A 24,857-nucleotide genomic window follows, 5' to 3' on the forward strand; every position below is an offset into this window, starting at 1 on the left:
CAGCGCATCGGGGTTGAGCATGAGCGGTTGTGCGCCCGCATCCGCAACCTGAACAAGGCGCTGGCCTGGTCGGCGGCACGCTGGGCGGTCGACCAGACGGTGGCTGCCGGGGCGACGGTCATCTATCTGGAGGACCTGGCGACCCTGGAGGCGCGCGGGCGCCGGGGGAGCGCGAACGCGCGCCTGTCGGGGCAGGTGCGCGGGAAGATCGTCGAGGCGATCCGGCACCTGGCGGCCAGACACTCCATCGCGGTGGTCACCGTCCCGGCGCGTGGCACCTCCCGATACTGCCCCCGCTGCGGAGCCGGCACATCGGTGCTCACGCATGGCCCGGCCCCCGACCGGCTCGGCGAGCGGGGATGGAGGTGGGCCTCCTGCCCGGCCTGCGGCCTGTCGTGTGACCGGGACTGGGCAGCGGCCGAGCGGATCCTCGCACGCGGCCTGCTCGGCCAAACGCCACCCGCACCCACCGCTCCACCGGCGTGCGCACCATCCACGCCGTCGTGGAGGGCAACGTGGCCCGCGCCCGACCACGACGCAAACTCACCCGGGCGGCCCGGCGCGCCCGCCGCACCCGAGCAGACCTGCATCCCCGACCAGCAGCACGCGACAGAGCCAAGAGGCGCCCCACCGCGAAACGGCCCACCCGCGTCCCGGCCAACTCAGGCAACAACTCACCAGACAGCTCACGAGACAACCCGATGACTTTCAGCCGTGTGCCCGACCGGCGCACGGTGCCCGCCCCACCGCCCACCAGCGGTGGACAGCGTCCGGCGGGCCATGCACCCAAGCCGGGACGGCACCAGCCGTACCGGACAGGGCATGTCAGGAACTCTCACCATCGGACCGGCTTCCACCACGCCAAAGCCGCCCCCGTGCTCACGCTTGCCGAGCACGGGGGCGGCCCAAAGCAGGTTACGCCCGTCCGAGTTACCTGATTCCGTCAGGCAACCACAGGGAATTCAAGACGCTGCCGGTGATCTCCTCGCTGACGTCTTCGGAGTACATGTCGGCGGTGTCGAAGAAGGTCACCCCACCCTCCACCGCCCGGCGCACGATCGGCTCGGCGGCCTCCTCGGGCAGGAACCAGGGAGAGTCCGCCGGGTCGCCGTAGCTCATCATGCCCAGGCCGATCCGCGACACCTTCAGGCCCGACGTTCCCACGCGTACGTATTCCATCAGCCCATCATCCGGTAAGCCCGTGCCCCCTCTTGACCCGGAGATGGTCTTGGACATCCGCGACATCGGGAAGGTTCAGGACTACGGGCCACACATCAACATCCCTGGGAGTGAAGGGTGAGAATCTTCGGGATCGCCGCGAGCCTCCACGCGGGATCGTTCATCACCAGGTTGCTGGAGGCAATGCAGGGTGAGCTGCCCCGGGGGGCGCGCCTGGAGTGCTGGCGGGGGCTCGGCACGGTCCCGCCTCACTCCCTCGGCCCCGTACCGGAGCAGGTCGGGGGCCTGCTGCGCAAGCTGGACGAGTCCGACGCGGTGCTGATCACCGCGCCCGAGCACAGCCTGCTCCCGGCCGAGCTGGGCCACGCGCTGCGCTGGATGTCGAGCGGCGGGCGCCTGGCGGGCAAGCACGTCGCCGTGATGAGCGCCAGTGTGCGCGCCTGCGGCGCCATGTGGGCGCAGGCCGAGCTGTTCAAGGAGCTCACCGGCGCGGGCGCGGTCGTGATGGGCACGGAGCTGGTGCTCTCGCCCACCTGCCCGCACTTCGACGACCAGGGCCGTCTGACGGCGCTCTACCTGCGCGACCAGGTACGGGAAGTGGTCGGCCAGCTCTGCCCCGTACCGCACAGGACGCGGCCCGCATTCACGCCCCGTCTCGTCCTGGCGGGCCCTTCGGCATAGTCCCGGCCCCGGTCTACGGCGGGTCCTTCGGCATGGACGCGATCCATGGTGGCTGGGGGTCAGGGGCTGCGGCGCAGGCGCTTGACGTCGGAGCGGAGCTTCTTGGTGGCGATGCGGCGCTCGACCGAGCCCCGGCTGGGCTTGGTGGCGCGGCGGCGCTTGGGCGGGGGCGCGATGGCCTCGCGGATGCGCTGGGCCAGGCGCTGTTCGGCGGCCTCGCGGTTGCGCAGCTGGGAGCGGTATTCAGAGGCGGCGATGGTGATCGTGGCCGAGCCGAGCCGGTCTAGGGCGCGGGCCTTGAGCTCCGGCGGCAGCGCCGCGGTGGCCGACACGTCGAAGACGAGCTCCACCCGGCTGTCCGTGGTGTTGACGCCCTGGCCGCCCGGGCCTGAAGAGCGGGAGAAACGCCAGACGAGCTCGGCGTCCGGGATGACGACCGAGTCGTTGACGACCAGCGGGCCGGGCATGGCGGGGTGCTCCTGTTCTCCGAAGTGGAATGTCACCGTATCTGAGCTACATATGCCGAAAGCAATGGGATTTTAAATCGGTAACGCCGCTGCGACTATGGAATGAACGATCTGTGGGGGAGGCCGATTCCGTGGTGCACGTGACGGCGGTGCAGCTGGCCCTGGTGCACGTGACGGCGACGCAGATAGCCCTGACGGTGCCCCTGGCCATCGCCTCCGCCACCGGATTCCTCTTACTCCGCTGCCAGGGCAAGGGCCGGCCGTTCGGGCCAGGCGGCTGGTGGCTGGCGGTCGTCATCATCCTGCTGACCGGGCTGGTCTCCTCGGCCGTGGCGCTGGTGGGCGGTGAGCTGCTGAACAACTACCTGTCCACGGTGCTGGGCGCGGTCGCGCCGGGCGGCCTGTGGCTGAGCCAGGTGCGCTCCCGTGAGGACGACCGGCGCTCGCTGGCCAAGGAGGCGGCGACGTTCTGGCTGGTGTCGTTGCTGGCCAAGCTCGACCAGGCGATGGCCGAGGACCAGCGGGCCTGGTGCGAGAAGCGGGTCGACGACTCGTGGAGTGTCTACGAGCTGAGCCTGGCCGCCAACCGCTACCACGAGCGCATCGGCGAGCGGCTCTCGGTGGAGGAGCGCAGGAAGGAGCGGGTGCACGCCAGGCTCGACGCGATCGAGCGGCGGCTGGACGTGGCCGCGCTGGTCGAGGACGGGGCGTCGCGGTCCAAGGTGATCACCGCGCTGCGCGGCTCCCGGCATACGCGGCTGGCCAGGTATGAGCGTTACATCAATGATCTGACCCGGTTACACGGCATCCTGCGGCATGACGCTGAGAACGACGTGCTGCGGCTGCTGGCCTCGGCCTATCGGAGCGGGTATCGGTCGCTGCCCAGGTTCGTACCGCCGACGCGGTCACGAATCGCCACGCCGCTCAGACCTCACCCCTGAGACGCGTCGCTCAGGCTTCACCCATGAGAGCCGCGAGTCTCCTCGACGAGCAGGATGGACTCCTCCTCGGCCTCGCTCAGCGTGAACTCGATGCGGGCGCCGAGCGCCTTGACCACGGCGCCGAGAGTGCGGAGCGTGAGGTTCTCGTCCCCCGACAGGATCTGGCTCACCCGGCCCGGCGACACGCCCATCGAGGCGGCCAGATCGGCCCGCGAGACCTTGTGTTCACGCATATACCAAGTGATCTCGTCGACGGCGTCCTGGGCGAGACCGCCCGGGCTCACCTCGTCAGGCATGCTCCGGCGAAAGGCCATCTCGGTCCCGCTCTCAGCGTTCGGTTCCTGGTGACTCAACTTTAGCTCTACCTAAACCTTTAGGCAAGACTAAACCGGCAAACGATCTGCAAGTGGGGTGTGTCACCATCGCCTGGAATCACGGGGAAACAGGGAGGGCGCTGTGGCGGGCATCGTCGGCGTGCACGGGATCGGCAAGTACAACTACTACGTGGCGGCGGGCAACTCCGCGGCCGGGGCGGCGGAGGCGATGCGCCTCAAGTGGGACCGCTACCTACAGGCGGCGCTCGGGGGAGAGGGCCGGGAGTACTTCAGCGAGGTGGCCTACTTCTCCCATCTGCTGCACGACGGCCGGCCCACGGAGGGCCCGCAGGCGTTCGCGGCCATGCAGGGCTCCGCCCACCAGGTGCTCGTCGACTGGGCCAGGAACATGGGCCTGGGGGAGCGCTTCACCGGAGCGCTCAAGTTGTTCACCGGGTGGCTGCTGGCCCGGCTCGACAGCAGGTCGGCGGCGTTCGCGTCGCTGTTCGCGCCGGAGGTGGCGGCCTACCTGACCGACCCGGCCCGGCGCGAGAGGTGCCAGGAGGCGGTCCGCGACACGATCAGGAAGCACAGCCCCCGGGTGGTGATCGCCCATTCGCTGGGCAGCGTCGTGGCCTATGAGACGCTCTGGGCCAACCCGGACCTCGAGGTCGACCTGCTGATCACCCTCGGCAGCCCGCTGGGCATGCGCAACGTGGTCTTCGAGCGCCTCCTGCCCGCCCCGATCAACGGACTCGGCAGCCGACCCGGCGGCGTCAAGCGCTGGGTGAACATCGCCGACAAAGACGACATCGCGGCCATCCCACCCGATCTGTGCGGAAGCTTCACCGGCGTGGACGTGGAGGAACTCGTCAATCTCGACTGGATCGACTTCCACACCGCCGAGAAATACCTGGGTTGCCCGGCGCTCGACCCGCATCTGCGACCATTCCTGCCATGACGTGGATTGTCTTCGACTACGGCAACGTGCTGTCCCTGCCCCAGTCCGAGTCCGACGCCGACGAGATGGCCCAGGCGGTGAACGCCGATCCCGAGGCGTTCAAGCGGGGCTACTGGGAGCACCGCCTGGAGTTCGACCGGGCGGCGCTGTCTCCGGCCGCCTACTGGTCGGCGGTGCTCGGCCGGCCGGCTACCATCGCCGAGATCGCCCGGCTGGTCGCGATGGACGTGGCCAGCTGGGCCTACCCGGACGAGGGGACGGTCGCCATCCTGAACGATCTCCTGGACGACGGCGGCAACGTGGCCCTGCTGTCCAACGCGCCCGCCTGCCTGGCCGACGGCCTGGACGGCCTGCCCTGGATCGCCAACATCAAGCACCGCTTCTACAGCGGCAGGATGGGCCTGGTGAAGCCGGACCGGGAGATCTTCGACCGGATGGCGGCCGACCTCGACGCCGACCCGGCCGAGATCGTGTTCATCGACGACCGCGCGGAGAACGTGGCCGGGGCCGAGCGCGCGGGCATGACGGGCATCCGCTTCACCTCCGCCGAGGCGCTGCGTGAGGCGTTCAAGGCGTGAGGCGCTCAAGGTGTCAGGCGTTCAAGGCGTGAGGCGCGTTAATCGAGCGGCGCATTTTGTCTTATGTGATTTATGGTGTTTCAAATGGAAAGCGCGTTTAATGTCGATCTGCGCGGCGTGGTCGACCTGCTCAGCCGCCACCTGTACTCGAGCCCCCGCGTCTACGTACGCGAGCTCCTCCAGAACGCGGCCGACGCGATCACCGCACGCCGGGCGGTCGACCCGGAGGCGCCCGCCACGGTGACCATCGAGGTGGCCGATGGGCGGCTCAGTGTGCACGACACCGGCATCGGCCTCACCGAGGACGAGGTCCACGTGCTCCTGGCCACCATCGGCCGCTCCTCCAAGCGCGACGAGCTGGGTTTCGCCCGGCACGAGTTCCTCGGCCAGTTCGGCATCGGCCTGCTGTCCGGCTTCCTGGTGGCCGACGAGATCAGCGTGCGGACCAGGTCGGCGACGGGCGGCCCGACCGTGCTCTGGACCGGACGCTCCGACGGCCGCTACGAGGTGGCGCCGGCGGGGGAGGAGCGGGACGAGCCGGGCACTACGGTCACCCTCGCGGCGCGGCCGGACGCCGCCGAGTGGGTGACGGAGCGGACGATCACCGAACTGGCGGAGCTGTACGGCTCGCTCCTGCCGATCGACGTCACCGTGAACGGCCGCCGCACCACCGTCGGCGCCCCGCCCTGGCAGACAAAGCACGCCTCTCCCGCGATAAGACGGAATTTCCTGCAAAAGCATGGCGCAGAGCTGTTCGGCTTCACGCCGCTCGACGTCGTCGACCTCCACGTCCCCGAAGCCGGGCTCACCGGCGTGGCCTACATCCTGCCCACCCCGGCGAACCCGGCCGTCCGTGGCGGCCACCGCGTCTACCTCAAGCGCATGCTCCTCACCGAGAGCGCCGACGGCCTGCTGCCCGACTGGGCGTTCTTCGCCCGCGGCGTCGTCGACGCGGCCGAGCTGCGGCCCACCGCCAGCCGTGAGGCGCTCTACGAGGACGACCTCCTCGAACACACCCGCCTGGAGCTCGGCCGCCAGCTGCGCGCCTGGCTGGTCCGGCTGGCCGAGACCGACCCTGACGGCCTGCGTGCCTTCCTGGGGCTGCACCACCTGGGCGTCAAGGCTCTGGCCCTGCACGACGACGAGATGCTCAGGCTGGTCGATCAATGGCTGGAGTACGAGACCAGCGCCGGGCGGATGACGCTCGCCCAGTTCAGGTCGAGGCACCCGAACGGCCGCTACACCACCAGCGTCGACGAGTTCCGCCAGCTCGCGGCCGTTTCCGGCGCACAGGGCGTCGGCCTGGTCAACGGCGGCTACGTCTACGACGGCGAGATCCTGCCGCGCCTCACCCGCATCGACCCGGACGCCCGGCTGGCCCGCCTCGACCCCAGCGAGCTGGTCACCCACCTGGGCCCGGCGGACCCCGAGGCGGAACTACGCGCCCGCCCGTTCCTCGGCGCCGCCGGTCGGGTGCTCGACCCGCTCGGCTGCGAGGTGGTGCTGCGCGAGTTCGACCCGGCCTCACTGCCCGCCCTCTACCTGACCAGCCGCGCGGCCCAGCACCACGCGGAGCTGCGCGAGGCCCGCGACCTGGGGGACGAGCTCTGGGCCGACGTGCTCGGCGCGATGGAGCGCACGCTGGCGGTGGACCGGCCCAGGCTGGTGCTCAATCACCGCAATCCGCTGGTCCGCCGCGTCACCGGGCTGCCGGACCTGACTCTGGCCGCCACCGCGGTCGAGGCGCTGTACGGCATGGCGCTGCTCCACGGCCACCACCCGCTGCGGCCCGCCGACACCGCGGCGCTCAACCGTTCGTTCCTCGGCCTGCTCGACTGGGCCGTGCAAGGGGGCACGCATGGCTGACCAGGTCGAGACGCTGCTGGCGGAGGCGGCGCGGCTGCCGTACGGGGAGGCCAGGACCGTGCTGGCCGAGCGGGCGCTGCGTGAGGCCGAGGCGCTGCGCGAGCCGGAGCCGGCCATCGCGGCGCGGCTCGCGCTCACCCAGGCCTACCAGTACGGCGGTGAGCCCGCGAAGTCGTTCGCCACCTTCTCCCGGACCGTGGCCGCCTACGACGCCGAGCCCGGCCGGTTCACCGCGTGGCAGGCGCGCAGGGTGCTCTGGCAGTTCAAGTGGATCATGAGCGACATGCGCAGGTTCCCGGAGATCCCGCTGCGCCGGGCGCTGGACGCGCTGGACGACATGGAGCGGCGCTACCGCGAGGCCGGGGCGCCCCAGGCCGTGTACGCGCAGCGCTGCCGCGTCGCGCTCCACCTCGGCGACGAGCCGGGTGCCGAGGAGTGGCTGCACCGCTGGGAGACCGCGCCGCGCGACGACCTGTCCGACTGCCGCGCCTGCGACCTCGGCGGCCGGGCGTACGTGCTGGCGTCGCTGGGCCGGTACGAGGAGGCCGTGGCCGTCGGCGGGCCCGTTGTCGCGGGTGAGTTCTCCTGCGGAGTGCAGCCGCAGAGCATCCTGTGCACGCTGCTCACGCCGTACCTCAAGACCGGGCATCTGGACGAGGCCGCGGAGGCGCACCGCCGGGCATACCGGATCGTGCAGGGACAGATCGGATATCTGGACGACATCGGCGACCACCTGGAATTCTGCGCGCTGACCGGGAACGAGACGCGCGGGCTGGAGATCCTGGAGCGGGAGCTGCCGCTGCTGGAGCGGCCGCCGTCGCCGGCGCAGGCCTGCTCGTTCATGACGGGCGCCGCGCTGGTGCTGCGCCGCCTGATGGAGACGGGCCACGACGGGCTCACCGTACGGCGGGCCGGCCGCGACGTGCCGGTGCCGGAGCTGCACGCGGAGCTGGCGGCCGGGGCGCGGGAGATCGCCGCCCGCTTCGACGCCCGAAACGGCGACGACGTCCACACGCATCGCGTGGCGGCCACGCTGGCGGCCGAGCCGCTGGTCGCCCACCTCCCTCTCTTCTCGCCCGCCCTCTTCTCGCCAACCCTCCTCTCACCTGCCCGCCGCGGCGAGCCGGACGGACGGATCGACCCGGCGGACACCGACAGCCGTATGGCGGTCCGCGCGCTGTTCGAGCTGGGCGAACACGAAGCCGGGCAGGCCGCCCTGCGCGAGGCGGGCGACCCGGCCGCGGCCATGGAGGCGGCCAAGGAGCTGGCCGACCTCGATCTGGACGTGGAGGCGGCACAGGCGTACGCGGTGGCGGCCGACCTCTACCGGAACGCCGGCGAGCTCCTCGCCGCAGGCTGCGCCATGAGGCAGCGCGCGAAGTGCGTCTACTTCGCCAGCGACGACATCGCCGAGATCAGCGAGGCGTACGCCCAAGCCAGAGCCGTCCTGACCGCGGCGTCGGAGGCGGGGGAGCCGGGCACAGGGCAGTCGGACACGGGGCAACGGCGGGAGGCGGCCTGGGAGCTGGCCGGACTCGGTTACGACGAGGCCGTCGCCCTCAGGTGGGCCGGGCGCTACGAGGCCGCGGCCGAACGCTGCCAGGAAGCCCTCGACGCCTATCTGGCTCTCGACGATCACATAGGCGCCGTGCCGGTCCGCGAGCTTCTGGAAGGACTGCGAGAAGAGACGGAGCAGGAGGGCTGACGCCGTTCGCCTCCGTCACGGCTCCCTTCCTCCGCAACGCCAACCTCTTCGGCATCATCACCCCCGGCATCGATACCGGACTTGCAGACTGGACCCAGGAGGCCGACGGCCGTTGCGGGTGACGGGATCGACTGGGGGCTCGGGTGGGACAGAGGATCGCAGTCGCTGCCGCGTGGACGGTGGTCCCGGTCGCCGGGTCAGCGTTTGCCCCACACCGCGCGGACCACTTCGGCCAGAGCGCGCAACACCCGTGCCCGGTCGGCCGCCGCGCAGCCCCGGGTGGCTATGAGGACCATCAGCACCGCTGCGAGGGCCGCGCACGCCACGCCGGCCATCGGCACCAGTGCCCACATCGTGAGGTTCATCGACGCGTCCTTTCCCTGCCCGGCAGCCGGAGGGCCGGCTGCGACGTCGTCCGCAAGCTCAGCCGGTGGCCGGCGGCACCTGAAGAGTTTCCGGACACACCGGATCGGCGCTGGAAGCGTCCAGGTGGCGGCGGTGCCGATCGACGATCCGGCCGGAGGCGCCGGATGGACGCCGGCGGTCCAAGGCCAGGCGCATGACCGGCACCGAGCATCTGCCCGCCCCGCGAGCGGTGCTGAAACGGGAGTTGGTCCTGTTGGAACGGCGAGCCCGCGAGCGGACGACCGCGTTCTCGCGAGCCAAGGCCATCGAACAGGCCAACGACTTGCTCGAGGCGCAGCGGATCACCGCGGAACTGACCCCGCAGACGGTCAGCGAGTGGTTCACCAGGGGTAGTGTCGCCAGAGAGTTCCCCCTGCTCTGGGCGCTGGTCCGCGTGCTCCTGGCCCTGGCGGACACCGACGCCCCGGCGCCTTACCACCCGAGACACCCATGGTGGCGCTCCGAGCACGAGCTGTGGAAGACCCGTTGGGAGCAGGCCCGCACCACCGGCGCCCGGCACCCGGCCGCCCCCGGCCCCGCGGCCGCCGATCCGGGCGAATGCCCCTACCCGGGACTGGCCGCGTTCGGCCCCGAGAAGGCGCGATACTTCTTCGGGCGCAAGGAGCTCACCGGCACGCTCCTGGACCGGATGGCGGCGCAGTCCGCGCTGGATGGTCCGCTGCTGGTGGCCGGGCCTTCGGGGGCGGGCAAGTCGTCGCTGCTGCGGGCCGGTCTCCTCCCTGAGGACGAGCGGTCCGCGCCCGGCGCCCCCGTGATCTTCACTCCGGGGGACGAGCCCGTCCGGGTTCTCGCCGAACGGTTCTGCGGCGCCGACCGCCCGGACGACGTACGGCGACGCCTGGTCGACGCCCCCTGCTGTCTACGCGACCTGCTCGGACCGGGCGATCGCGGCAGGATCGTCATCGTCGACCAGTTCGAGGAGATCTTCACCGCCTCTGTCGAGGAGCATGAGCGCCAGGTCTTCATCCGGGCTTTGCACGCGGCCTGCGCGTCCGCTGTGGTGGTCATCGGGTTGCGCGCCGACTTCTTCGGCCACTGCGCGGCCTATCCCGAACTGCTGCCCGCCCTCCAGCAGCCGCTGATCGTCGGGCCGATGACCACGGCGCAGCTACGCGAGGTCATCGAGGAACCCGCCAAGCTCGCGGGACTCACCCTTCAGGCGGGGCTGGTGGAACTGCTCCTTGACGACCTGGGAGCCGCCTCCACTGCGGGCGGCGGCGCGCTTCCGCTGCTCTCGCACTCCTTGCTCGTCACCTGGGAGCGTCGGGAGGGACGGGAGCTCACACTGGCCGGCTATCGCGCGACCGGCGGGATCAGCCGGTCCCTGGCCCGCACCGCGGACGCGACGTTGAAGCGGCTCGACCTGATCGGCCGCGAAACCGCCCGGTCGCTGCTGCTCCGCCTGGTCCGCCTGGGCGAGGGGACGGAGGACACGCGCCGCCGGTTGCCGCTGACGGAACTGCTTCCGCCGCAGGACACTCCTGAGCACGGCGCGGTCCGCGAGGTCCTCGACAGGTTCGTCGAGTCCCGGCTGGTGACCGTGGAACAGAACACGGTCGAGATCACCCATGAAGCGCTGATCCGGGCCTGGTGGCAGCTTCGCGCGTGGATCGAGGCCGGCCGCGCCTCCCTACTGGTCCGGCAGCAGCTCGAAGAGGACGCCCAGGAGTGGAGCAGGAAGCGTCGCGACCCCGCGTTCCTGTATCGGGACACGCGCCTGGAGATCGCCCGGAACGCCACCAAAGACGCCCCGGAGAGCCTCGGGCCGGAGACACGGGCCTTCCTGGAGGCCGGCATCCGGTACGGCCAGGCCGAGCGGGACGCGGCCCGGCGGCGCAGCCGCAACCGCACGGTGCTGAGCGCGGCACTGGCGGTCCTGCTCATCATCGCCACCGGCACGGCGGCCACGGCCATCGTCCAGAGCCGGAGGTTGACCGAGCAGGCCCTGACCCTCTCCCGGCAGCTCGCCGAGGTGGTCGGGAGCCGTGTGGCGGGGACGGCCATCGCAATGCGCCGTGCCGATCCGATCACCGCCAAACAACTCGCCGTCGCCGCCGCGAGCCTGGACCCCGGCGGCTACGAGGCCCGCCACGCGCTGCTGACGCTCTCCGCCCAGCCTGAGCTGTACACCTACCGTCCTCCGGGAGTCGACGGGACCTGGCGCACCGACGCTGACCACACCGGCCGTCTGCGCGTCTATGTCCGGGGCAACGAGGTGAAGATCGCCGACGTCGACGCACGCCGGATGATCAGGTCGTTCACCTTCCCCGGTCAGCCCCTGAACGCCGAAGACTTCGCCCGGCTGCGGCTCAGTGATGACGGGAAGACCTTGGCGCTGCCCGTTCTGGACGGCACCGATGTCCTGCTGGACATGGCGACCGGCCGGCTCCGGCCGATCACTCTTCAGGCGCCCCCGATTCTGGAGACCGTAGGCGAACACCTGCTGCTCGCCAAGAGCGCCACCGCCACGAGCGTGTGGGACACCTCGTCCGGCGAGCTCCTGGTGCGCATTCCCTACTACCTGACTTCGGCCGAGATCACCCCGGACCAGCGATATCTGATCACCACGCACGACACGTCGCTGGATTTCTGGGACCTGCGCACCGGCCACAAGGCACGCACCGTGCGGCCGGCCACGGAAGCCGGACCGATCCTGAAGGTCGCGTTCAGTCCTGATCGCAAACTCCTCGCCCTCGTCCAGGGCAACCGGCTAGGGGACGACACCCGGCTCGGGCTCGTCACTTTCGCGAAACTCGGCCCCTCCCGGATCAGGTGGCGGACCATCCGCAAGCCCTCCGTCCCCGCCGTCGACGAGCCGATCATCTTCAGCTCCACAGGCAGGTACGTCTCCTTCAACGGAGCCGTGTGGGACACCAGGGACATGCTCGACCAGGCGCCCGCCGGGGACGCGGATGATCACCCGGTCTTCACGTACGCCGACGCCAAGTGCTTCAACTTCAGATTCGGACTCGGCGATCGCACCCTGCGGTGTCATGCGGATGCCTCTTCGTCCACCGTCGTGGTGTCCCTTGCCGCCATCCTTGATCCGGTCGCCTTCAGCGACCGCGCGTACGGAGCCCTCGCGGAGCTCAGCGACGACGGTTCGACCCTTGTGGTCGCGGATCTGGGGCCTGTCAAGGATCTGGGGCCTGTCACGATCTGGGATCCCATCAAGATGACGCGCCGGAACACCATCCCCGCCGAGCGGCTGGCCGGCTTCGCCGGTTACCGGCTGTCCCCGGACGGCCGCCTGCTGGCCATCATGGAAGACGATGGGGACACCTACATCTGGGACGTGGCCACGGCGCGTAGGAAGACCGTCCTGAGAACACGGTTCCGCTTCGCCGACTCCGCCACTGTCACGTTCTCACCCGATGGAAAGACCCTGGCGGCGCTCACCAAGAACGGCTCCAGGAACGCCTCCCTCTTGACGCTGTGGGACATCGCCTCGGGAGTCCCACGCGCCTCGGTCGCCGGGCAGCCCACCGCCGGACAGTACGGTCTTCCCGGCATCATCATCTGGGACGGTCAGGTCTTTTTCGGCCCGGATGGCCGGACCATCATCTCCTCTTCAGACCAGGGCGTTGTCGACGCCTCCACCGGCGCGCGGGTGGTCCCGCCCGACTCTGGCATGGATCGTCCGGTAGCGCTGAGCTCTGCCGGAGTTCTCGCCGACTACCACAGGGGCAGCGGCAAGCTCCGGCTTCGGAACAGCCGAACATTGCGGCAGGAGGGGGAGGCGTCCATCGGCGGCGCCCCTGTGGCCTTCTCTCCCGACGGACGTCTCATGGCCGTGCCGGACGCGGCGGACCAGATCCAGCTGTGGGACGTCGCCACCAACCGGCCTCTCGGGCTACCGTTCGCCGGCATTCCACCGGAAGCCGACTCCTCGGGCTTCAGTTCCCTGTACTCGCTGGCGTTCACCCGGGACGGCTCGACCGTCCTGGCCGTCGACGGCCACAGCCGTCTCCGCACCCACGTCATCGCACCCGGCAAGATCAAGGATGCGTTCTGTGCCCAGTTCGGCGCCTTGTCTCCGGCGGACTGGAAGGCCCACATCCATGAACTTCCCTACCGGAACAGCTGCCGGACGATCTGAGGGCGCAGCGGGTTCAGCCGCTGGAACTGGACGACCGACGCTGTTCATCCAGCCTTGACTCCACTGTCACAACCCTGTCAGTCGAGGTGGACATACCTGGACCGTGGACCGCAGATCCTTCCTCGCCGCGGCGGCAGTGACGTTCCTCGCGCCATCCCAGCAGGCAGCAGCAGCCTCTTTCCAGCAGACCCGAACCCTCAAATCCGACCCGTTCACCCTAGGCGTGGCCTCCGGAGATCCGTCCACCGACGGCTTCGTCCTCTGGACCCGGCTCGCCCCGAACCCGCTCTCCGGAGACGGTCGCGGCGGCATGCCCTCCCGTGGCGTGGACGTCGACTGGCAGGTCTCCACCGACGAGCGCTTCTCGAAGATCGTCAAGTCCGGTACGGCCGAGGCGCGGCCGGGCGCCGCGCACAGCGTCCACGTCGAGGTCGCCGGCCTGGAGCCGGGGCGCGACTACTTCTACCGGTTCAAGAGCGAGGGCAGGCTCTCGCCCGCCGGCCGTACCAGGACCACGCCCATGGGAGAGGTGCCGCTCACGTTCGCGGTCGCCGCGTGCGCGCACTACGAGCACGGCTACTACACCGCCTACCGGCGGCTGGCCGAGCAGGAGCCCGAGCTGGTGGTCTTCCTCGGGGACTACATGTACGAGTACGGGCCCAGCGGCTACACCGCGCTCGCCGGCCGGGTGCGTACGCACACGCCGGGCAAGTGCGAGACGCTGGCCGACTACCGGCTGCGGCACGCCCAGTACAAGAGCGACCACGACCTCCAGCGGGCGCACGCGGTGGCGCCGTGGCTGGTGGCCTTCGACGACCACGAGGTGGAGAACAACTGGGCCGGGTCCGTCTCCAGCACCGACGCTCCCCACTTCACCCGGCGCCGGGCGGACGCCTTCCGGGCGTACTACGAGAACATGCCGCTGCGCCGGGAGAGCCTGCAGGGCGCGGTGCTACGGGTGAACCGGCGCGTCTCCTGGGGGTCGCTGGCCCGCTTCCACCTGCTCGACACGCGGCAGTTCCGTGACGACCAGGCGTGCCTGGACGGGGTACGCGCCGGGTGCGACGAGCGGCTGGCGGCCGGGCGTACGCTGCTGGGCGCCGACCAGTGGCGCTGGCTGGAGGACGGCCTGCGCGGCTCCGGCACCCGGTGGAACCTCCTCGGGCAGCAGATCCTGATGGCGCAGCGCGACTACAAGGTGGGGCCGGGCCGCGAGGTGAACCTCGACGCGTGGGACGGGTACGCCGCCGAGCGGACCCGGCTGCTGGGCTCGCTGTCCGGCACCTCGAACCCGGTCGTGCTGACCGGCGACGCCCACATGCACCACCTGGCCGACCTCAAGGCCGACTTCGACGACCCCGACTCGCCCGTGGTGGCCAAGGAACTGGTGACCTCGTCGATCGCCAGCGACGGGGACGGGTACCGGGACCGGACGTGGATCGCCGAGTCGCTGCAGGAGAACCCGCACATCTCCTACATCGACCAGCGGCGGGGCTACCTGATGGCCAAGGTCACTCGTGACGATATTTCGGTGGATTTCCGGACGTTGGATTACATCTCGCGCAAGGGCGCCCCGGCCAAGACCGCCCACAGCCTCACCATCCCGGCCACCGCCGGACCCCGAGCCTGAACCCGCCCGACTCTGAGCTCCCCGACCCGAGCCCGAGCCTGAACGTTCGCTGTCAAGGCGCTGAGGGTTCGCTCAACGGAAACGCGGCCGAGCCACCCCAGGTGGCCCGGCCGGTGGGTGGTCAGCTCTCCGGCCAGCTGTCGTCCGGGAACTCGCCCGTGGTGCTGTCCGCCATGACCACCTGGTCGCTCTCGCTCAGGCCCGAGGTGATCTCCACATACTGGTCCCCGCGCACCCCGGTACGCACCGCCCGCGCCGCGTCGCGCCCGCCGGAGCGTACGGTGACCACGCTCGTACCGTCGGCCCGGCTCTTCACCGCTTCGGCCGGCACGTAGATCCCGTCATTGGCCGTGCCCGTCGTCACCGACACCGAAGCGGTCTGCCCGAGCATCAGCCCGCGCGGCGGCTCGTCGAAGGCGAGCGTCACCGAGTAGCGGACGAGCTGGTCGCTCACGGTGGCGGTCGGCGCGATGCGGGTGACCGTGCCCGGGTACTTCCGCGCGCCGCGCGTGGCCAGGGTGATGCTCGCCTGCTGGCCGAGCTTGAGCTTGTTCACGTCGGATTCGGTGACCAGCGCGTCGACCTGGAGCTCGTTCAGGTTGCCGAGGCTGATGAACGTACTGGTGCCCGCCGTGTCGCCGACCGATCCCGCCACCGACAGAACCGTGCCGGACGCGGGGGCCACGATCCGGGTGCCGCGCACCGCGTCGGCGGCCTGTTCAAGGGCGGCCTGGGCGCGGTCGACGTTCGCGCTGGCCTGGTCCTCGCTGATGCCGCCCTTGCCGTTCGTGCCGGCGCAGGGGCTGCCGCCCTGGGACTGGCGGGTTCCGGGCGTGGCCTTCCCGGTCGGCCGGCCCGAGGCGCCGGTCGACGGCTTGCCTGTGGGCCTCCCGGTGGCCTTACCTGTGGGCTTGCCGGTGGCCTTGCCCGTGGGTTTCCCCGTGGGTTTGGCGGACGGCTTGCCGGTGGAGGTGCCGGTCGGCGAGGCCGACGGGCGGCCGCCCTCCGGCGTGGCCGTGACGGTCGCGGTGACGGTCGCCGTGGCCGTCACGGTCACCGTGACGGTGGGCTGCGGCTCGGGGCCGCTCGGCGTGGGCTCCGGGGTCGGCGTCCAGGTGGGCCGGGGGGTCGGCGTCGTGCTCGGAGTGAGCGTGGTGGTGGGGCCGGCGTCCACGACGGGAACCGCGGAAGGTCCGAAGGCGCCCTTGGCGGCGACCGCCCCGGCGACGGAGGCGGACGTGCCGCTGCTCGGCGCGCACGAGGCCGTGCTGGTGGCGGCGGTCGAGGCGGTGTCCAGGGCCTCCTCGGCGGCGGCCAGGTCGGCCGTGGCGGCCGTGTAGCCCTCGCGGGCCGCCCGGCTGTCCACCCGGGCCAGCACCTGCCCCTTCTTGACCTTGGCACCGACCTTGACGTAGACCTTGGTCACCGTTCCGGAGCCGCCGAAGCCCAGGTCACGCCGCGAGCCGTCCACGGTGTTGCCCGCGGCCGTGACCGAGGCGGTGACGACGCCCCGCTTGGCCGCCGCCAGCCGTACCTGGGCGGCGGGCTCCGAATCGTCACGGAGCGCCAGCACCAGGCCGGAGCCGGCCACCAGGACGGCCAGGGTGAGCCCGCCGAGTTTGAGCGCCTTCGGCGGGATAGTCGATCTCATGAAGGCCCATCATGGCGTGAACAGATGGGTACGAGGCTGCGAGCGGGCTCAGAGTTGTCTGTGTGTCTCCGTATGCTCCGCCTTTGTCAGCGAACCTTCAGCTAGCTCCCGGCTCCAGCGCAGACTGGTGTGCAAGGGTCACCGCCTGTGAAGGTGTCGACAAGGCGCAGAGCGCTGATGACCAACGGAGCCCTGAGCGTGCTCCTGCTGGGCGGGGTCGCGTTCGCGTACGCCCAGCTCGGCACGGGCGAGGTGGCGAGCGAGACGGTCACCCGCACGGTGACCGCCGGGCGCGGCACCGTGACCGCCTCGGTGTCCGCCTCGGGGGCGGTGGAGAGCTCCAAGAGCAGAGCGCTCGCGTTCGGCACGAGCGGCACGGTCGAGCGCATCTACGTCAAGGCCGGTGACAAGGTTCGCAAGGACGACATCCTGGCCAGGCTCGACGACGCGGCGGCGCAGGAGAGCCTGTCGGCCGCCCGCGCCACGTACAACAGCGCCGTCGACGACGGGACCTCGACCGCCCAGCTCTACGCCGCCTACATCAAGGCGCGCAACGCCTACCGCGAGGCCCAGCGGACGGCGGCGGCGACGGTGCTGCGAGCGCCGTTCGGCGGTACGGTCACGGCCGTCAACGGATCCGTCGGCGGTTCCTCCAACGGATCCGGCACGTCCACCACCCAGAGCACCGGCCAAAGCACCGGCCAGAGCGGGCAGGGTGGCAGCCAGTCGAGCAGCGGATCGGGATCCGGGTTCATCGACCTGGCCGACACCGGCAAGCTCCAGCTGGTCGGTACCTTCACCGAGTCGGACGTCAGCAAGCTCAAGGTCGGCCAGGCGGCCACCGTCACGTTCGACGCGCTGCCGGGCGTCACCGCCACCGGCAAGGTCACCCAGATCGAGCCGGTCGCCGCCACCAGTAACAACGTCGTGCAGTATCCGGTGACGATCTCCTTCACCAAGGTCCCCAAACAGGTGCGACTAGGGCAGACCACCACCGTGGAGGTGGTGACCGGCGAGGCGGAGAACGTCATCTCCGTCCCTTCCACCGCGATCTCCACCAGCGGCGGACAGAACACGGTCACCCTGCTCAAGAACGGCCAGCAGGTCAGAACCCCGGTCGAGGTGGGCGTACAGGGCGCCTCGCTGACCGAGATCAAGTCCGGCGTCGCCGAAGGCGACCAGATCGTCCCGCCGGCCACCACGACCACGGGCACCGGCAACAACCAGCGGCAGGGCGGCTTCGGCGGCGGCTTCCCCGGTGGTGGCGGCGTGCCGGGAGGCGGCCGATGACCGCTCCCGTCCTGCGCGTGCAGAACCTGGTCAAGGAGTACGGCGAGGGCGACGCCAGGGTACGGGCGCTGCGCGGGGTGAACCTCGACGTCGAGCAGGGGGACTACGTCGCCATCATGGGCGCCTCCGGCTCCGGCAAGTCGACGCTGATGAACATCCTCGGCTGCCTGGACGTGCCCACCACCGGCCGCTACCTGATCGACGGCGCCGACGTCGGGCAGCTCGACGAACACCAGCTCGCCAAGCTGCGCAACCGCCGGGTCGGCTTCGTCTTCCAGTCCTTCAACCTGATCCCGCGCATGAGCGCGCTGGCCAACGTCGAGCTGCCGCTGGTCTACGGCGGCATCGGCCAGGCCGAGCGGCGCAGGCGCGCACTGGCCGCGCTGGAGCAGGTCGGCCTGTCGGACCGCGTCCACCACGAGCCCAACCAGCTGTCCGGCGGCCAGCAGCAACGCGTGGCCGTGGCCAGGGCGCTCATCACCGCCCCCGCCCTCCTGCTGGCCGACGAGCCCACCGGCAACCTCGACACCGCGTCCACGCAGGACGTACTGGAGATCATGGACAGGCTCAGCGACTCGGGCCGCACGATCGTGCTCATTACGCACGAGAACGACGTGGCGGCGCACGCCAAGCGGGTCATCAGGCTGGTGGACGGCGAGATCGTGGAAGACGTCCGGCAGGGCCCGATCGACGGGCCGCCGCCGCGAATGGCGGAGGTCGCTCGATGAACCAGTTCGAGGTCCTGCGCTTCGCCCTGCGCGGGCTGCTGGCCAACAAGATGCGCAGCTCGCTGACCACGCTCGGCATCCTCATCGGCGTCGCCGCGGTCATCATGCTGGTCGCCGTCGGCGAGGGCTCCTCGCAGAGCATCCAGAAGAACATCCAGCGACTCGGCGCCAACACGCTGACGATCTCCCAGTCCTTCGCGGGCGGTGGCGGTGGTGGCGGCGGCTTCGGGCGGGCCGGCGGTGGCGGACCCGGCGGCGGGCAGCAGAACACCGGCCCGCGTACCCAGGCCAGGCAGCTCACCCTCGCCGACGCCAAGGCCCTGACCGACAAGACGGTGGCCCCGTCGGTCAAGTCGGTCTCGCCGGTCGTGACCGCCTCCTCGGCCGCCACCACCTACGGGGCGGCCAGCCACTCGATCGCCCAGCTCGTCGGCACCTACCCGAGCTACTTCGAGGCCACGAACAAGCCGGTGACCAAGGGCACGTACTTCTTCAACGACGACGTCCTGGCCGCCAGGAAGGTCGTGGTGCTCGGGCAGACCGTGGTCGAGGAGCTGTTCGGCACCCTCGACCCGATCGGCAAGCAGGTGACGGTCTCCGGGGTGCCGTTCACGGTCGTCGGCGTGCTGAAGGAGACCGGGTCGACGGGCGGCCAGGACGCCGACGACGTGGCCATCGCGCCGCTGCCGGCCGTACAGCAGAGCCTGACCGGGTTCGGCTCGCTCAACTCCATCGTCGTGCAGGCCGGCGGCTCGACGGCGACGGAGTCGGCGCAGTCGGAGGTCACGGCCATCCTCAACCAGCGGCACGGCATCAGCGGCACCGCCTCGGCCGACTTCCGGATCCTCAACCAGGCCACCCTGCAGGAGACCGTCAGTGCGGCGACCGGCACGTTCACCGTGCTGCTCGGCGCGGTCGCGGCGATCTCACTGCTGGTCGGCGGCATCGGCATCACCAACATCATGCTGGTGACCGTCACGGAGCGGACCAGGGAGATCGGCATCCGCAAGGCCATCGGCGCGCCCAGGAGCGCGATCCTGGGCCAGTTCCTGATGGAGGCCACGCTGCTCAGCCTGGTCGGCGGGCTCTCCGGGGTGCTGGTGGCGTTCCTGGGCACCCGCTTCACCGTCGCGGGCATCCAGCCGGTGCTCGTACCGTCGTCGGTCGCGCTCGCGCTGGGCGTCTCCGTCGGCATCGGATTGTTCTTCGGCAGTTATCCCGCCAACAGGGCGGCCAAGTTGAGGCCGATCCAGGCCCTGCGCCATGAGTGACGGACCCCCGAAGGAGACAGAAATGGCCAAACTCGACGGCTCGCCGTATCCGGACGATCTGGACAGCGAGCTGGCCGTCCAGCCGCGCAAGCCGATGTCGAAGGTGACGCTCGGACTGATCGCGGGCGTGGTGCTGGTGGCCGGGGTGGTGATCGGCATCCAGGCGCAGAAGGCGCTGGGCGCCCCCGACACGACCGCCGCCATGCAGCCGGGCGGCCGGCAGCTGCCCGGCGGGTACGGCCAGCAACCCGGAGGGAGGCAGCCCGGCGGGTACGGTCAGCAGGGCAGACAGCCGGGCGGGTACGGTCAGAGGATGGGCGGCGCGGGCGGCGGCACCGTGGGGACGGTCGAGAAGGTCGAGGGCGGCAAGATCTACGTCAAGACCATGGACGGCTCCACGGTCACGGTGACCACCACCGACGCGACCACGGTCCAGGTGACCAAGCCGGGCAAGCTGGCCGATCTGCGGAGCGGCACCAACGTCGTGGTCCGCGGCGAGAAGGGCGGGGACGGCTCGGTGGCCGCCACCTCGATCAGCCAGGGGGGAGTCGGCAGATGACCGAGCCGGAGGCCAGGCTGCTGGTGGTGGACGACGAGCCCAACATCAGGGAGCTGTTCTCCGCCAGCCTGCGGATGGCCGGGTTCGAGGTGCTGACGGCGGCCGACGGCAAGGAGGCCCTGCGGGTCGCCGAGCAGAGCACGCCCGATCTGGTCATGCTGGACGTCATGCTGCCCGACCTGGACGGCCTGGCGGTCGCGGGCAGGCTGCGGTCCCGCGGTCGCCGGGTCCCGGTGCTGTTCGTGACGGCCAAGGACACGCCGGAGGACCGGCTCGCCGGGCTGGGGCTCGGCGAGGACTACGTGACCAAGCCGTTCAGCCTGGAGGAGGTCATCGCCCGCATCCGCGCGGTGCTGCGCCGGACCCGGCGGGGCGCGCCGCCGCCGAACCGGCTGCGCATCGCCGACCTGGAGCTGGACGAGGAGACGCACGAGGTGTGGCGCGACGGCGTCCAGGTGCGGCTGTCGCCCACCGAATACCGGCTGCTGCTCTACTTCATGCTCAACGCGGGCCGGGTGCTGTCCAAGACGCAGATCCTCGACCACGTCTGGAACGGCGACTGGCGCACCGACGTGGGGCTCGTCGAGTCCTACGTCTCCTATCTGCGCCGCAAGATCGACACCGGCGAGCGGAGATACCTGCACACCCTGCGTGGCGTCGGCTACATCCTGCGCCCGCCCAAGGATTGACCCCGGCCCCGAATGGCAGGACTGAGGAGGTATCTCGCGCGGACGCCGCTGTGGCTGCGGCTCGTCTCGGCGACCCTGCTGATGGTCACGCTGGCCATCACGTTGACCGGGCTGTTCGCCGTACGGCTGCTGCGCGGCTATCTCGTCGAGCGCGTCGACCAGCAGTTGCGTGCCGCCAGCGTGCCATGGCGGGGCGCGCCGCCGCCTCCTGAGCCGCAGCCGGGCCCACGCCCGCAGCGTTTCTTCGGCCTGTTCCACTCGGTGCTCGTGGACTCCACCGGCGTCAAGATCCGGACCATGACCGAGTCGACCGAGACGCACATCCCCAAGCTGCCCAGGCTCACCAGCACCGACGTCGCGCTCATGGCCGGGCAGCCGTTCACCGTCGAGTCGCAGGATCCGCAGGGACCCTCCTGGCGGGCCGTGGCCATGCCGGGCCGCGACGGCGACAGCAGGATCATCGCGATCAGCCTGGGCGACCTGGACGACACGGTCTCCCAGCTGCTGCTCATCGTGGCGGTCGGCGGCGGCGGGACCCTCGTGGTGCTCGGTTTCGCCTGTTACTGGCTCGTACGGCGGAGCCTGCGCCCTTTGGGGGAGATCGAGCGGACCGCCCGCCACATCGCGGACGGCGACCTGTCCCGCCGCGTACCGCTCTGGTCGGCCACCACCGAGGTCGGCAAGCTCGGCCGGGCCCTGAACGGCATGCTCGCCCGCATCGAGGTGGCCGTGCGCGAGCGCGAGGCGGCGGCCGAGTCGGCCCGCGAGTCGGCCCGGTCGGCCCAGCGCTCGGAGGAGCTGACCCGCAGGTTCATGGCCGACGCCTCGCACGAGCTGCGTACCCCGCTCACCTCGATCAGGGGGTTCGCCGAGCTGTTCCGGCTCGGGGCGGACAAGGACCTGGCGGAGGCGACCCGGCTGCTGAGCCGGATCGAGGGCCAGGCCGCGCGGATGGGCCTGCTGGTCGAGGACATGCTGCTGCTGGCCAGGCTCGACCAGCGCCGCGAGCTCGGCGAACAGCCCGTCGACGTGCTCAGCCTCGCCGCCACCGCCGTGATCGACGCCCAGACGCTCGCGCCGGACCGGAAGATCGAGCTGGTCATGCTGTACGGGAGCGAGGGGGCGGTGTTCGTGACCGGCGACGAGCCGCGGCTCGGGCAGGTGCTCGGCAACCTGGTGGGCAACGCGCTCAGCCACACGCCGCCGGGCACCGCCTTCACTGTCGGGGTCGGCGCGCGTGACGGGCAGGCCGTCGTCGAGGTGGCCGACGAGGGGCCCGGGTTCTCGCCGGAGGTGGCCGAGCGGGTGTTCGAGCGGTTCTACCGGGCCGATCCGGCGCGCAGCTACGGCGGTGCCGGGCTGGGCCTGTCGATCGCGGCCACCCTCGTCGAGGCGCACGGGGGCAGCGTGTCCGCGTCGAGCGAGCCGGGCAAGGGCGCCACGTTCCGTGTCACGCTCCCGCTCGCCCCGTCCCAGACCGCTGAACCTCGGCTTCGGGTGAGCGGGCAGGCCGCGTCTCAACCGCACGGGCTTTAGCCCCCAAGAGAGTCAGTCGATTCGCTCGAAGGGTTCCCTGCTTTCTTCGTCCGGCGCGACGGTGAAGACGACCTTCTCCAGCTTTCCGGTGAACGCGAATTCGCCGTCATAGTTGGGTGAGGAGGGCGACAGGGTGTCCCGGCCGATGTCGAGGCCCTGCCATCCCAGGAAGTGGGGGAGGACCTGCGGAATGGCCTCGGTGCCGACCGGCTTTCCTGACACGTACAGATGTCCGACGCCCCGCATGTCACCGGTCTTGACGAATTCGAAGGTCAGCTCCGCCGGGCCGATCGGGAGTTCGTCCGCCGAGGTCACCGCGTACAGGGTGCCGAGGAAGTTGTACTCGTAGACCAGCCGGTTGTCCTTGACATACAGGACGTATCCGCTGCTGATGTTGCCCAGGGACACCAGGACACCCTCGTCCGCCGCGGTGCTCCGGTCGACGAACGCGGTGATGCGGTGCCCGCGGTTCATCACCGGTGGCACCGCGGCGCCGGGCAGATGAGCCATGCCGGGGTAGTAGGTGAAGGTGGTGCGCATGCGTGGAGAGCCGGGACGCGGAATCTTCGCCCGGTAGGCGAATCCGTGATCGTCCAGCGGCAGCACATCGTACTTCCCTGCTTCCGCCCAGAAGCGGGAGATCATCTTCTCCAGTTGCTCGGGCCGCGCCCGCGCCAGGTCGTTGCATTCCGAGAAGTCGGTGTCGTGGTGGTAGAGCTCCCATCGGTCCGCGTCGAACGGCGTTCCGCGTTGGTGGAAGGCGACGGCCTTCCAGCCGTCGTGCCAGAGCGCGCGATGCCCGAACATTTCGAAGTACTGGGCTTCCTTGCGCGTCGGCTCGGTCGGCGAGTCGAAGGTGTAGGCCATGCTGACACCGTGTATCGGCAGTTGCGGGATGCCGTTGTAGACCGCGGGAGCCCGCAGACCGAGCAGTTCGAAAAGGGTCGGGACGATGTCGGTGACATGATGGAACTGCTGCCTGATCTCGTCGGTGCGCGGCAGCCCCCGGGGCCACCGCACGATGAGCGGGCAGCGGACGCCACCTTCGTGGGTGTTCTGCTTGTAGCGCTTGAACGGCGTGTTGCCCGCCTGCGCCCAGCCCCAGGGGTAGTTGGAGTGAGCTCGTGTGGTGCCGATCTCATCGATCCGCGCGATCATCTCCTCGAGGTCCTCGGGGACGCCGTTCTGAAATGCCGTGGGATTGAGCGATCCCTTCTGGCCGCCCTCCTGGCTGGCCCCGTTGTCCGAGAGCAGGATGGTGATGGTGTTCTCCATCCGGCCCATCCGCTCCAGGAACTCCGTCAGCCGGCCGATCTGGTGGTCGGTGTGGTCGACCATCGCCGCGTAGGCCTCCTGAAGGCGTACGGACAGCTTCTTCTCGTCGTCCGACAGTTCGTCGAAGGGAACGACCCCGGGGTTGCGCGGCGCCAATTCGGTGCCGGGCGGCAGGATGCCCCGTTCGATCTGTCGGGCGTGCCGAATGTCGCGCTCGGCGTCCCAGCCGTGGTCGAACCGGCCCCGGTACTTCTCCAGGTATTCCCGGGGGGCCTGGTGCGGGGCGTGCGCCGCGCCGAACCCCAGGTACAGGAAGAACGGCTTGTCCGGAGTGACCGAAGTCTGGTCCGTGATGAATTCGATCGCCCGGTCGACCAGGTCCTCACTGAGGTGATAGCCCTCTTCCGGGCTCTTCGGCGGAGCCACGGCGTGATTGTCGTAGAACAGTTCCGGATAGAAGCTGTCCGTCTCCGCTTCGAGAAATCCGTAGTAACGCTCGAACCCGCGAGACAGCGGCCACTGGGTGTACGGCCCGGACGCGGTGGTCTGTTCCATCGGCGCCAGGTGCCACTTGCCCACGGCCATGGTGTTGAAGCCGCTGTCGCGCAGCACCTCGGACAGTGTCGCGGCGGCCCTGGTGATCCGTCCGCGACCGCTGGGGAAGCCGGTGTCGAAGTTGGACAGCATGCGCATACCGACGGAGTGGTGGTTTCGGCCGGTCAGCAGGGCGGCACGGGTCGGCGAACACAGCGTGGTGGTGTGGAAGTTGGTGTAGCGAAGGCCACCGGCGGCCAGGGCGTCCATGGCCGGGGTGTCGATGTCAGAGCCGAAGCAGCCGAGGTCGGAGAAGCCGACGTCGTCGAGCACGATCACCACGACATTGGGCGTGTCCTCGGGAAGCGCCTGCGGATCGGGCCACCACGGAGTCGACTCCTCGTAGGTCATGCCGATCTTGCCGTGGAAGGTACCGCTCGCGGCCGGCGGATGCGGAGAGGCATTGGTCATCCAGGA

General features: G+C 70.4%; 21 protein-coding genes. 15 read left to right on the forward strand and 6 right to left on the reverse strand.

Annotated elements, in window-relative coordinates; all coding sequences use genetic code 11:
- A partial coding sequence (locus AB0J16_RS41390) for a zinc ribbon domain-containing protein (protein ID WP_358550394.1) occupies positions 1 to 705 on the forward strand: 705 nt, incomplete at its 5' end.
- Between the two features lie 225 nt (positions 706 to 930).
- Here AB0J16_RS41390 and AB0J16_RS41395 read toward each other — a convergent pair.
- A complete protein-coding gene (locus AB0J16_RS41395) occupies positions 931 to 1,179 on the reverse strand; it encodes an aldo/keto reductase (RefSeq protein WP_358550396.1) in 249 nt (82 codons plus the stop codon).
- Between the two features lie 117 nt (positions 1,180 to 1,296).
- On the opposite strand from AB0J16_RS41395, the gene AB0J16_RS41400 reads away from it, so the two are divergent.
- A complete protein-coding gene (locus tag AB0J16_RS41400) occupies positions 1,297 to 1,860 on the forward strand; it encodes an NAD(P)H-dependent oxidoreductase (RefSeq protein WP_358550398.1) in 564 nt (187 codons plus the stop codon).
- Between the two features lie 59 nt (positions 1,861 to 1,919).
- Here the strand turns inward: AB0J16_RS41400 and arfB are convergent, their stop codons facing one another.
- Entirely contained in the window at positions 1,920 to 2,327 is a 408-nt protein-coding gene (gene arfB, locus AB0J16_RS41405; RefSeq protein ID WP_358550678.1) for an alternative ribosome rescue aminoacyl-tRNA hydrolase ArfB, read from the reverse strand.
- A gap of 113 nt (positions 2,328 to 2,440) precedes the next feature.
- On the opposite strand from arfB, the gene AB0J16_RS41410 reads away from it, so the two are divergent.
- Positions 2,441 to 3,268: a hypothetical protein gene (locus AB0J16_RS41410; protein WP_358550400.1), complete on the forward strand. Its 828-nt coding sequence runs from the start codon at positions 2,441 to 2,443 to the stop codon at positions 3,266 to 3,268.
- 17 nt (positions 3,269 to 3,285) lie between these two features.
- On the opposite strand, the gene AB0J16_RS41415 is transcribed toward AB0J16_RS41410, so the two are convergent.
- The gene (locus tag AB0J16_RS41415) at positions 3,286 to 3,564 is read right to left on the reverse strand and encodes a helix-turn-helix transcriptional regulator (RefSeq protein WP_358550402.1); all 279 of its coding nucleotides are present in this window, start codon (positions 3,562 to 3,564) and stop codon (positions 3,286 to 3,288) included.
- A 160-nt stretch (positions 3,565 to 3,724) separates the two neighbouring features.
- Here AB0J16_RS41415 and AB0J16_RS41420 point away from each other — a divergent pair, with 160 nt between their 5' ends.
- The 4 genes from AB0J16_RS41420 (at position 3,725) to AB0J16_RS41435 (ending at position 8,692) form a co-directional block, all read left to right on the forward strand.
- Positions 3,725 to 4,543 carry a hypothetical protein gene (locus AB0J16_RS41420; protein ID WP_358550404.1) on the forward strand — a complete coding sequence of 273 codons (819 nt, stop codon included), beginning with the start codon at positions 3,725 to 3,727 and terminating at the stop codon, positions 4,541 to 4,543.
- Positions 4,540 to 5,121: an HAD family phosphatase gene (locus tag AB0J16_RS41425; protein ID WP_358550406.1), complete on the forward strand. Its 582-nt coding sequence runs from the start codon at positions 4,540 to 4,542 to the stop codon at positions 5,119 to 5,121. Before AB0J16_RS41420 ends, AB0J16_RS41425 begins: the two co-directional genes overlap by 4 nt.
- A gap of 84 nt (positions 5,122 to 5,205) precedes the next feature.
- Positions 5,206 to 6,987 carry an HSP90 family protein gene (locus AB0J16_RS41430; protein WP_358550408.1) on the forward strand — a complete coding sequence of 594 codons (1,782 nt, stop codon included), beginning with the start codon at positions 5,206 to 5,208 and terminating at the stop codon, positions 6,985 to 6,987.
- Complete coding sequence (locus AB0J16_RS41435; RefSeq protein WP_358550410.1) at positions 6,980 to 8,692, forward strand: hypothetical protein; 1,713 nt, start codon at positions 6,980 to 6,982, stop codon at positions 8,690 to 8,692. The genes AB0J16_RS41430 and AB0J16_RS41435 overlap by 8 nt, the downstream gene beginning before the upstream one ends.
- Positions 8,693 to 8,889: 197 nt before the next feature.
- On the opposite strand, the gene AB0J16_RS41440 is transcribed toward AB0J16_RS41435, so the two are convergent.
- Positions 8,890 to 9,057, reverse strand: coding sequence for a hypothetical protein (locus AB0J16_RS41440; RefSeq protein ID WP_358550412.1), 168 nt, complete (start codon positions 9,055 to 9,057; stop codon positions 8,890 to 8,892).
- 194 nt (positions 9,058 to 9,251) lie between these two features.
- On the opposite strand from AB0J16_RS41440, the gene AB0J16_RS41445 reads away from it, so the two are divergent.
- Together AB0J16_RS41445 and AB0J16_RS41450 are read left to right on the forward strand one after the other, a co-directional pair.
- The gene (locus AB0J16_RS41445) at positions 9,252 to 13,217 is read left to right on the forward strand and encodes a hypothetical protein (RefSeq protein ID WP_358550414.1); all 3,966 of its coding nucleotides are present in this window, start codon (positions 9,252 to 9,254) and stop codon (positions 13,215 to 13,217) included.
- A gap of 103 nt (positions 13,218 to 13,320) precedes the next feature.
- Positions 13,321 to 14,847 (forward strand): alkaline phosphatase D family protein, encoded by a 1,527-nt coding sequence (locus AB0J16_RS41450; RefSeq protein ID WP_358550416.1) that lies wholly within the window; start codon positions 13,321 to 13,323, stop codon positions 14,845 to 14,847.
- A gap of 121 nt (positions 14,848 to 14,968) precedes the next feature.
- Here the strand turns inward: AB0J16_RS41450 and AB0J16_RS41455 are convergent, their stop codons facing one another.
- Positions 14,969 to 16,498 carry an efflux RND transporter periplasmic adaptor subunit gene (locus AB0J16_RS41455; RefSeq protein ID WP_358550418.1) on the reverse strand — a complete coding sequence of 510 codons (1,530 nt, stop codon included), beginning with the start codon at positions 16,496 to 16,498 and terminating at the stop codon, positions 14,969 to 14,971.
- 177 nt (positions 16,499 to 16,675) lie between these two features.
- Here AB0J16_RS41455 and AB0J16_RS41460 point away from each other — a divergent pair, with 177 nt between their 5' ends.
- The 6 genes from AB0J16_RS41460 to AB0J16_RS41485 are packed head-to-tail and all read left to right on the forward strand — an operon-like array spanning position 16,676 to position 22,571.
- Positions 16,676 to 17,788: a biotin/lipoyl-binding protein gene (locus AB0J16_RS41460; protein WP_358550420.1), complete on the forward strand. Its 1,113-nt coding sequence runs from the start codon at positions 16,676 to 16,678 to the stop codon at positions 17,786 to 17,788.
- Complete coding sequence (locus tag AB0J16_RS41465; RefSeq protein WP_357946184.1) at positions 17,785 to 18,516, forward strand: ABC transporter ATP-binding protein; 732 nt, start codon at positions 17,785 to 17,787, stop codon at positions 18,514 to 18,516. Before AB0J16_RS41460 ends, AB0J16_RS41465 begins: the two co-directional genes overlap by 4 nt.
- Positions 18,513 to 19,787: an ABC transporter permease gene (locus tag AB0J16_RS41470; RefSeq protein WP_358550422.1), complete on the forward strand. Its 1,275-nt coding sequence runs from the start codon at positions 18,513 to 18,515 to the stop codon at positions 19,785 to 19,787. Before AB0J16_RS41465 ends, AB0J16_RS41470 begins: the two co-directional genes overlap by 4 nt.
- Before the next feature lie 22 nt (positions 19,788 to 19,809).
- Complete coding sequence (locus AB0J16_RS41475; protein WP_358550423.1) at positions 19,810 to 20,346, forward strand: hypothetical protein; 537 nt, start codon at positions 19,810 to 19,812, stop codon at positions 20,344 to 20,346.
- Positions 20,343 to 21,035 carry a response regulator transcription factor gene (locus tag AB0J16_RS41480; protein WP_225291483.1) on the forward strand — a complete coding sequence of 231 codons (693 nt, stop codon included), beginning with the start codon at positions 20,343 to 20,345 and terminating at the stop codon, positions 21,033 to 21,035. The genes AB0J16_RS41475 and AB0J16_RS41480 overlap by 4 nt, the downstream gene beginning before the upstream one ends.
- Positions 21,036 to 21,047: 12 nt before the next feature.
- Positions 21,048 to 22,571 carry a HAMP domain-containing sensor histidine kinase gene (locus tag AB0J16_RS41485; RefSeq protein WP_358550425.1) on the forward strand — a complete coding sequence of 508 codons (1,524 nt, stop codon included), beginning with the start codon at positions 21,048 to 21,050 and terminating at the stop codon, positions 22,569 to 22,571.
- A 12-nt stretch (positions 22,572 to 22,583) separates the two neighbouring features.
- Here AB0J16_RS41485 and AB0J16_RS41490 read toward each other — a convergent pair whose 3' ends face one another.
- Positions 22,584 to 24,851 (reverse strand): arylsulfatase, encoded by a 2,268-nt coding sequence (locus tag AB0J16_RS41490; protein WP_358550427.1) that lies wholly within the window; start codon positions 24,849 to 24,851, stop codon positions 22,584 to 22,586.
- Positions 24,852 to 24,857 lie beyond the last annotated feature (6 nt).

Source organism: Nonomuraea sp. NPDC049750, assembly GCF_040659625.1.
Lineage (GTDB): Bacteria > Actinomycetota > Actinomycetes > Streptosporangiales > Streptosporangiaceae > Nonomuraea.

Bases quoted from the DNA above. Each gene is read 5' to 3' on its own strand.
- AB0J16_RS41395 (WP_358550396.1), bottom strand. From the start codon at position 1,179: ATGGAATACGTACGCGTGGGAACGTCGGGCCTGAAGGTGTCGCGGATC.
- arfB (WP_358550678.1), bottom strand. From the start codon at position 2,327: ATGCCCGGCCCGCTGGTCGTCAACGACTCGGTCGTCATCCCGGACGCC.
- AB0J16_RS41415 (WP_358550402.1), bottom strand. From the start codon at position 3,564: ATGCCTGACGAGGTGAGCCCGGGCGGTCTCGCCCAGGACGCCGTCGAC.
- AB0J16_RS41425 (WP_358550406.1), top strand. From the start codon at position 4,540: ATGACGTGGATTGTCTTCGACTACGGCAACGTGCTGTCCCTGCCCCAG.
- AB0J16_RS41430 (WP_358550408.1), top strand. From the start codon at position 5,206: ATGGAAAGCGCGTTTAATGTCGATCTGCGCGGCGTGGTCGACCTGCTC.
- AB0J16_RS41435 (WP_358550410.1), top strand. From the start codon at position 6,980: ATGGCTGACCAGGTCGAGACGCTGCTGGCGGAGGCGGCGCGGCTGCCG.
- AB0J16_RS41440 (WP_358550412.1), bottom strand. From the start codon at position 9,057: ATGAACCTCACGATGTGGGCACTGGTGCCGATGGCCGGCGTGGCGTGC.
- AB0J16_RS41445 (WP_358550414.1), top strand. From the start codon at position 9,252: ATGACCGGCACCGAGCATCTGCCCGCCCCGCGAGCGGTGCTGAAACGG.
- AB0J16_RS41455 (WP_358550418.1), bottom strand. From the start codon at position 16,498: ATGAGATCGACTATCCCGCCGAAGGCGCTCAAACTCGGCGGGCTCACC.
- AB0J16_RS41460 (WP_358550420.1), top strand. From the start codon at position 16,676: ATGACCAACGGAGCCCTGAGCGTGCTCCTGCTGGGCGGGGTCGCGTTC.
- AB0J16_RS41465 (WP_357946184.1), top strand. From the start codon at position 17,785: ATGACCGCTCCCGTCCTGCGCGTGCAGAACCTGGTCAAGGAGTACGGC.
- AB0J16_RS41470 (WP_358550422.1), top strand. From the start codon at position 18,513: ATGAACCAGTTCGAGGTCCTGCGCTTCGCCCTGCGCGGGCTGCTGGCC.
- AB0J16_RS41475 (WP_358550423.1), top strand. From the start codon at position 19,810: ATGGCCAAACTCGACGGCTCGCCGTATCCGGACGATCTGGACAGCGAG.
- AB0J16_RS41480 (WP_225291483.1), top strand. From the start codon at position 20,343: ATGACCGAGCCGGAGGCCAGGCTGCTGGTGGTGGACGACGAGCCCAAC.
- AB0J16_RS41485 (WP_358550425.1), top strand. From the start codon at position 21,048: ATGGCAGGACTGAGGAGGTATCTCGCGCGGACGCCGCTGTGGCTGCGG.
- AB0J16_RS41490 (WP_358550427.1), bottom strand. From the start codon at position 24,851: ATGACCAATGCCTCTCCGCATCCGCCGGCCGCGAGCGGTACCTTCCAC.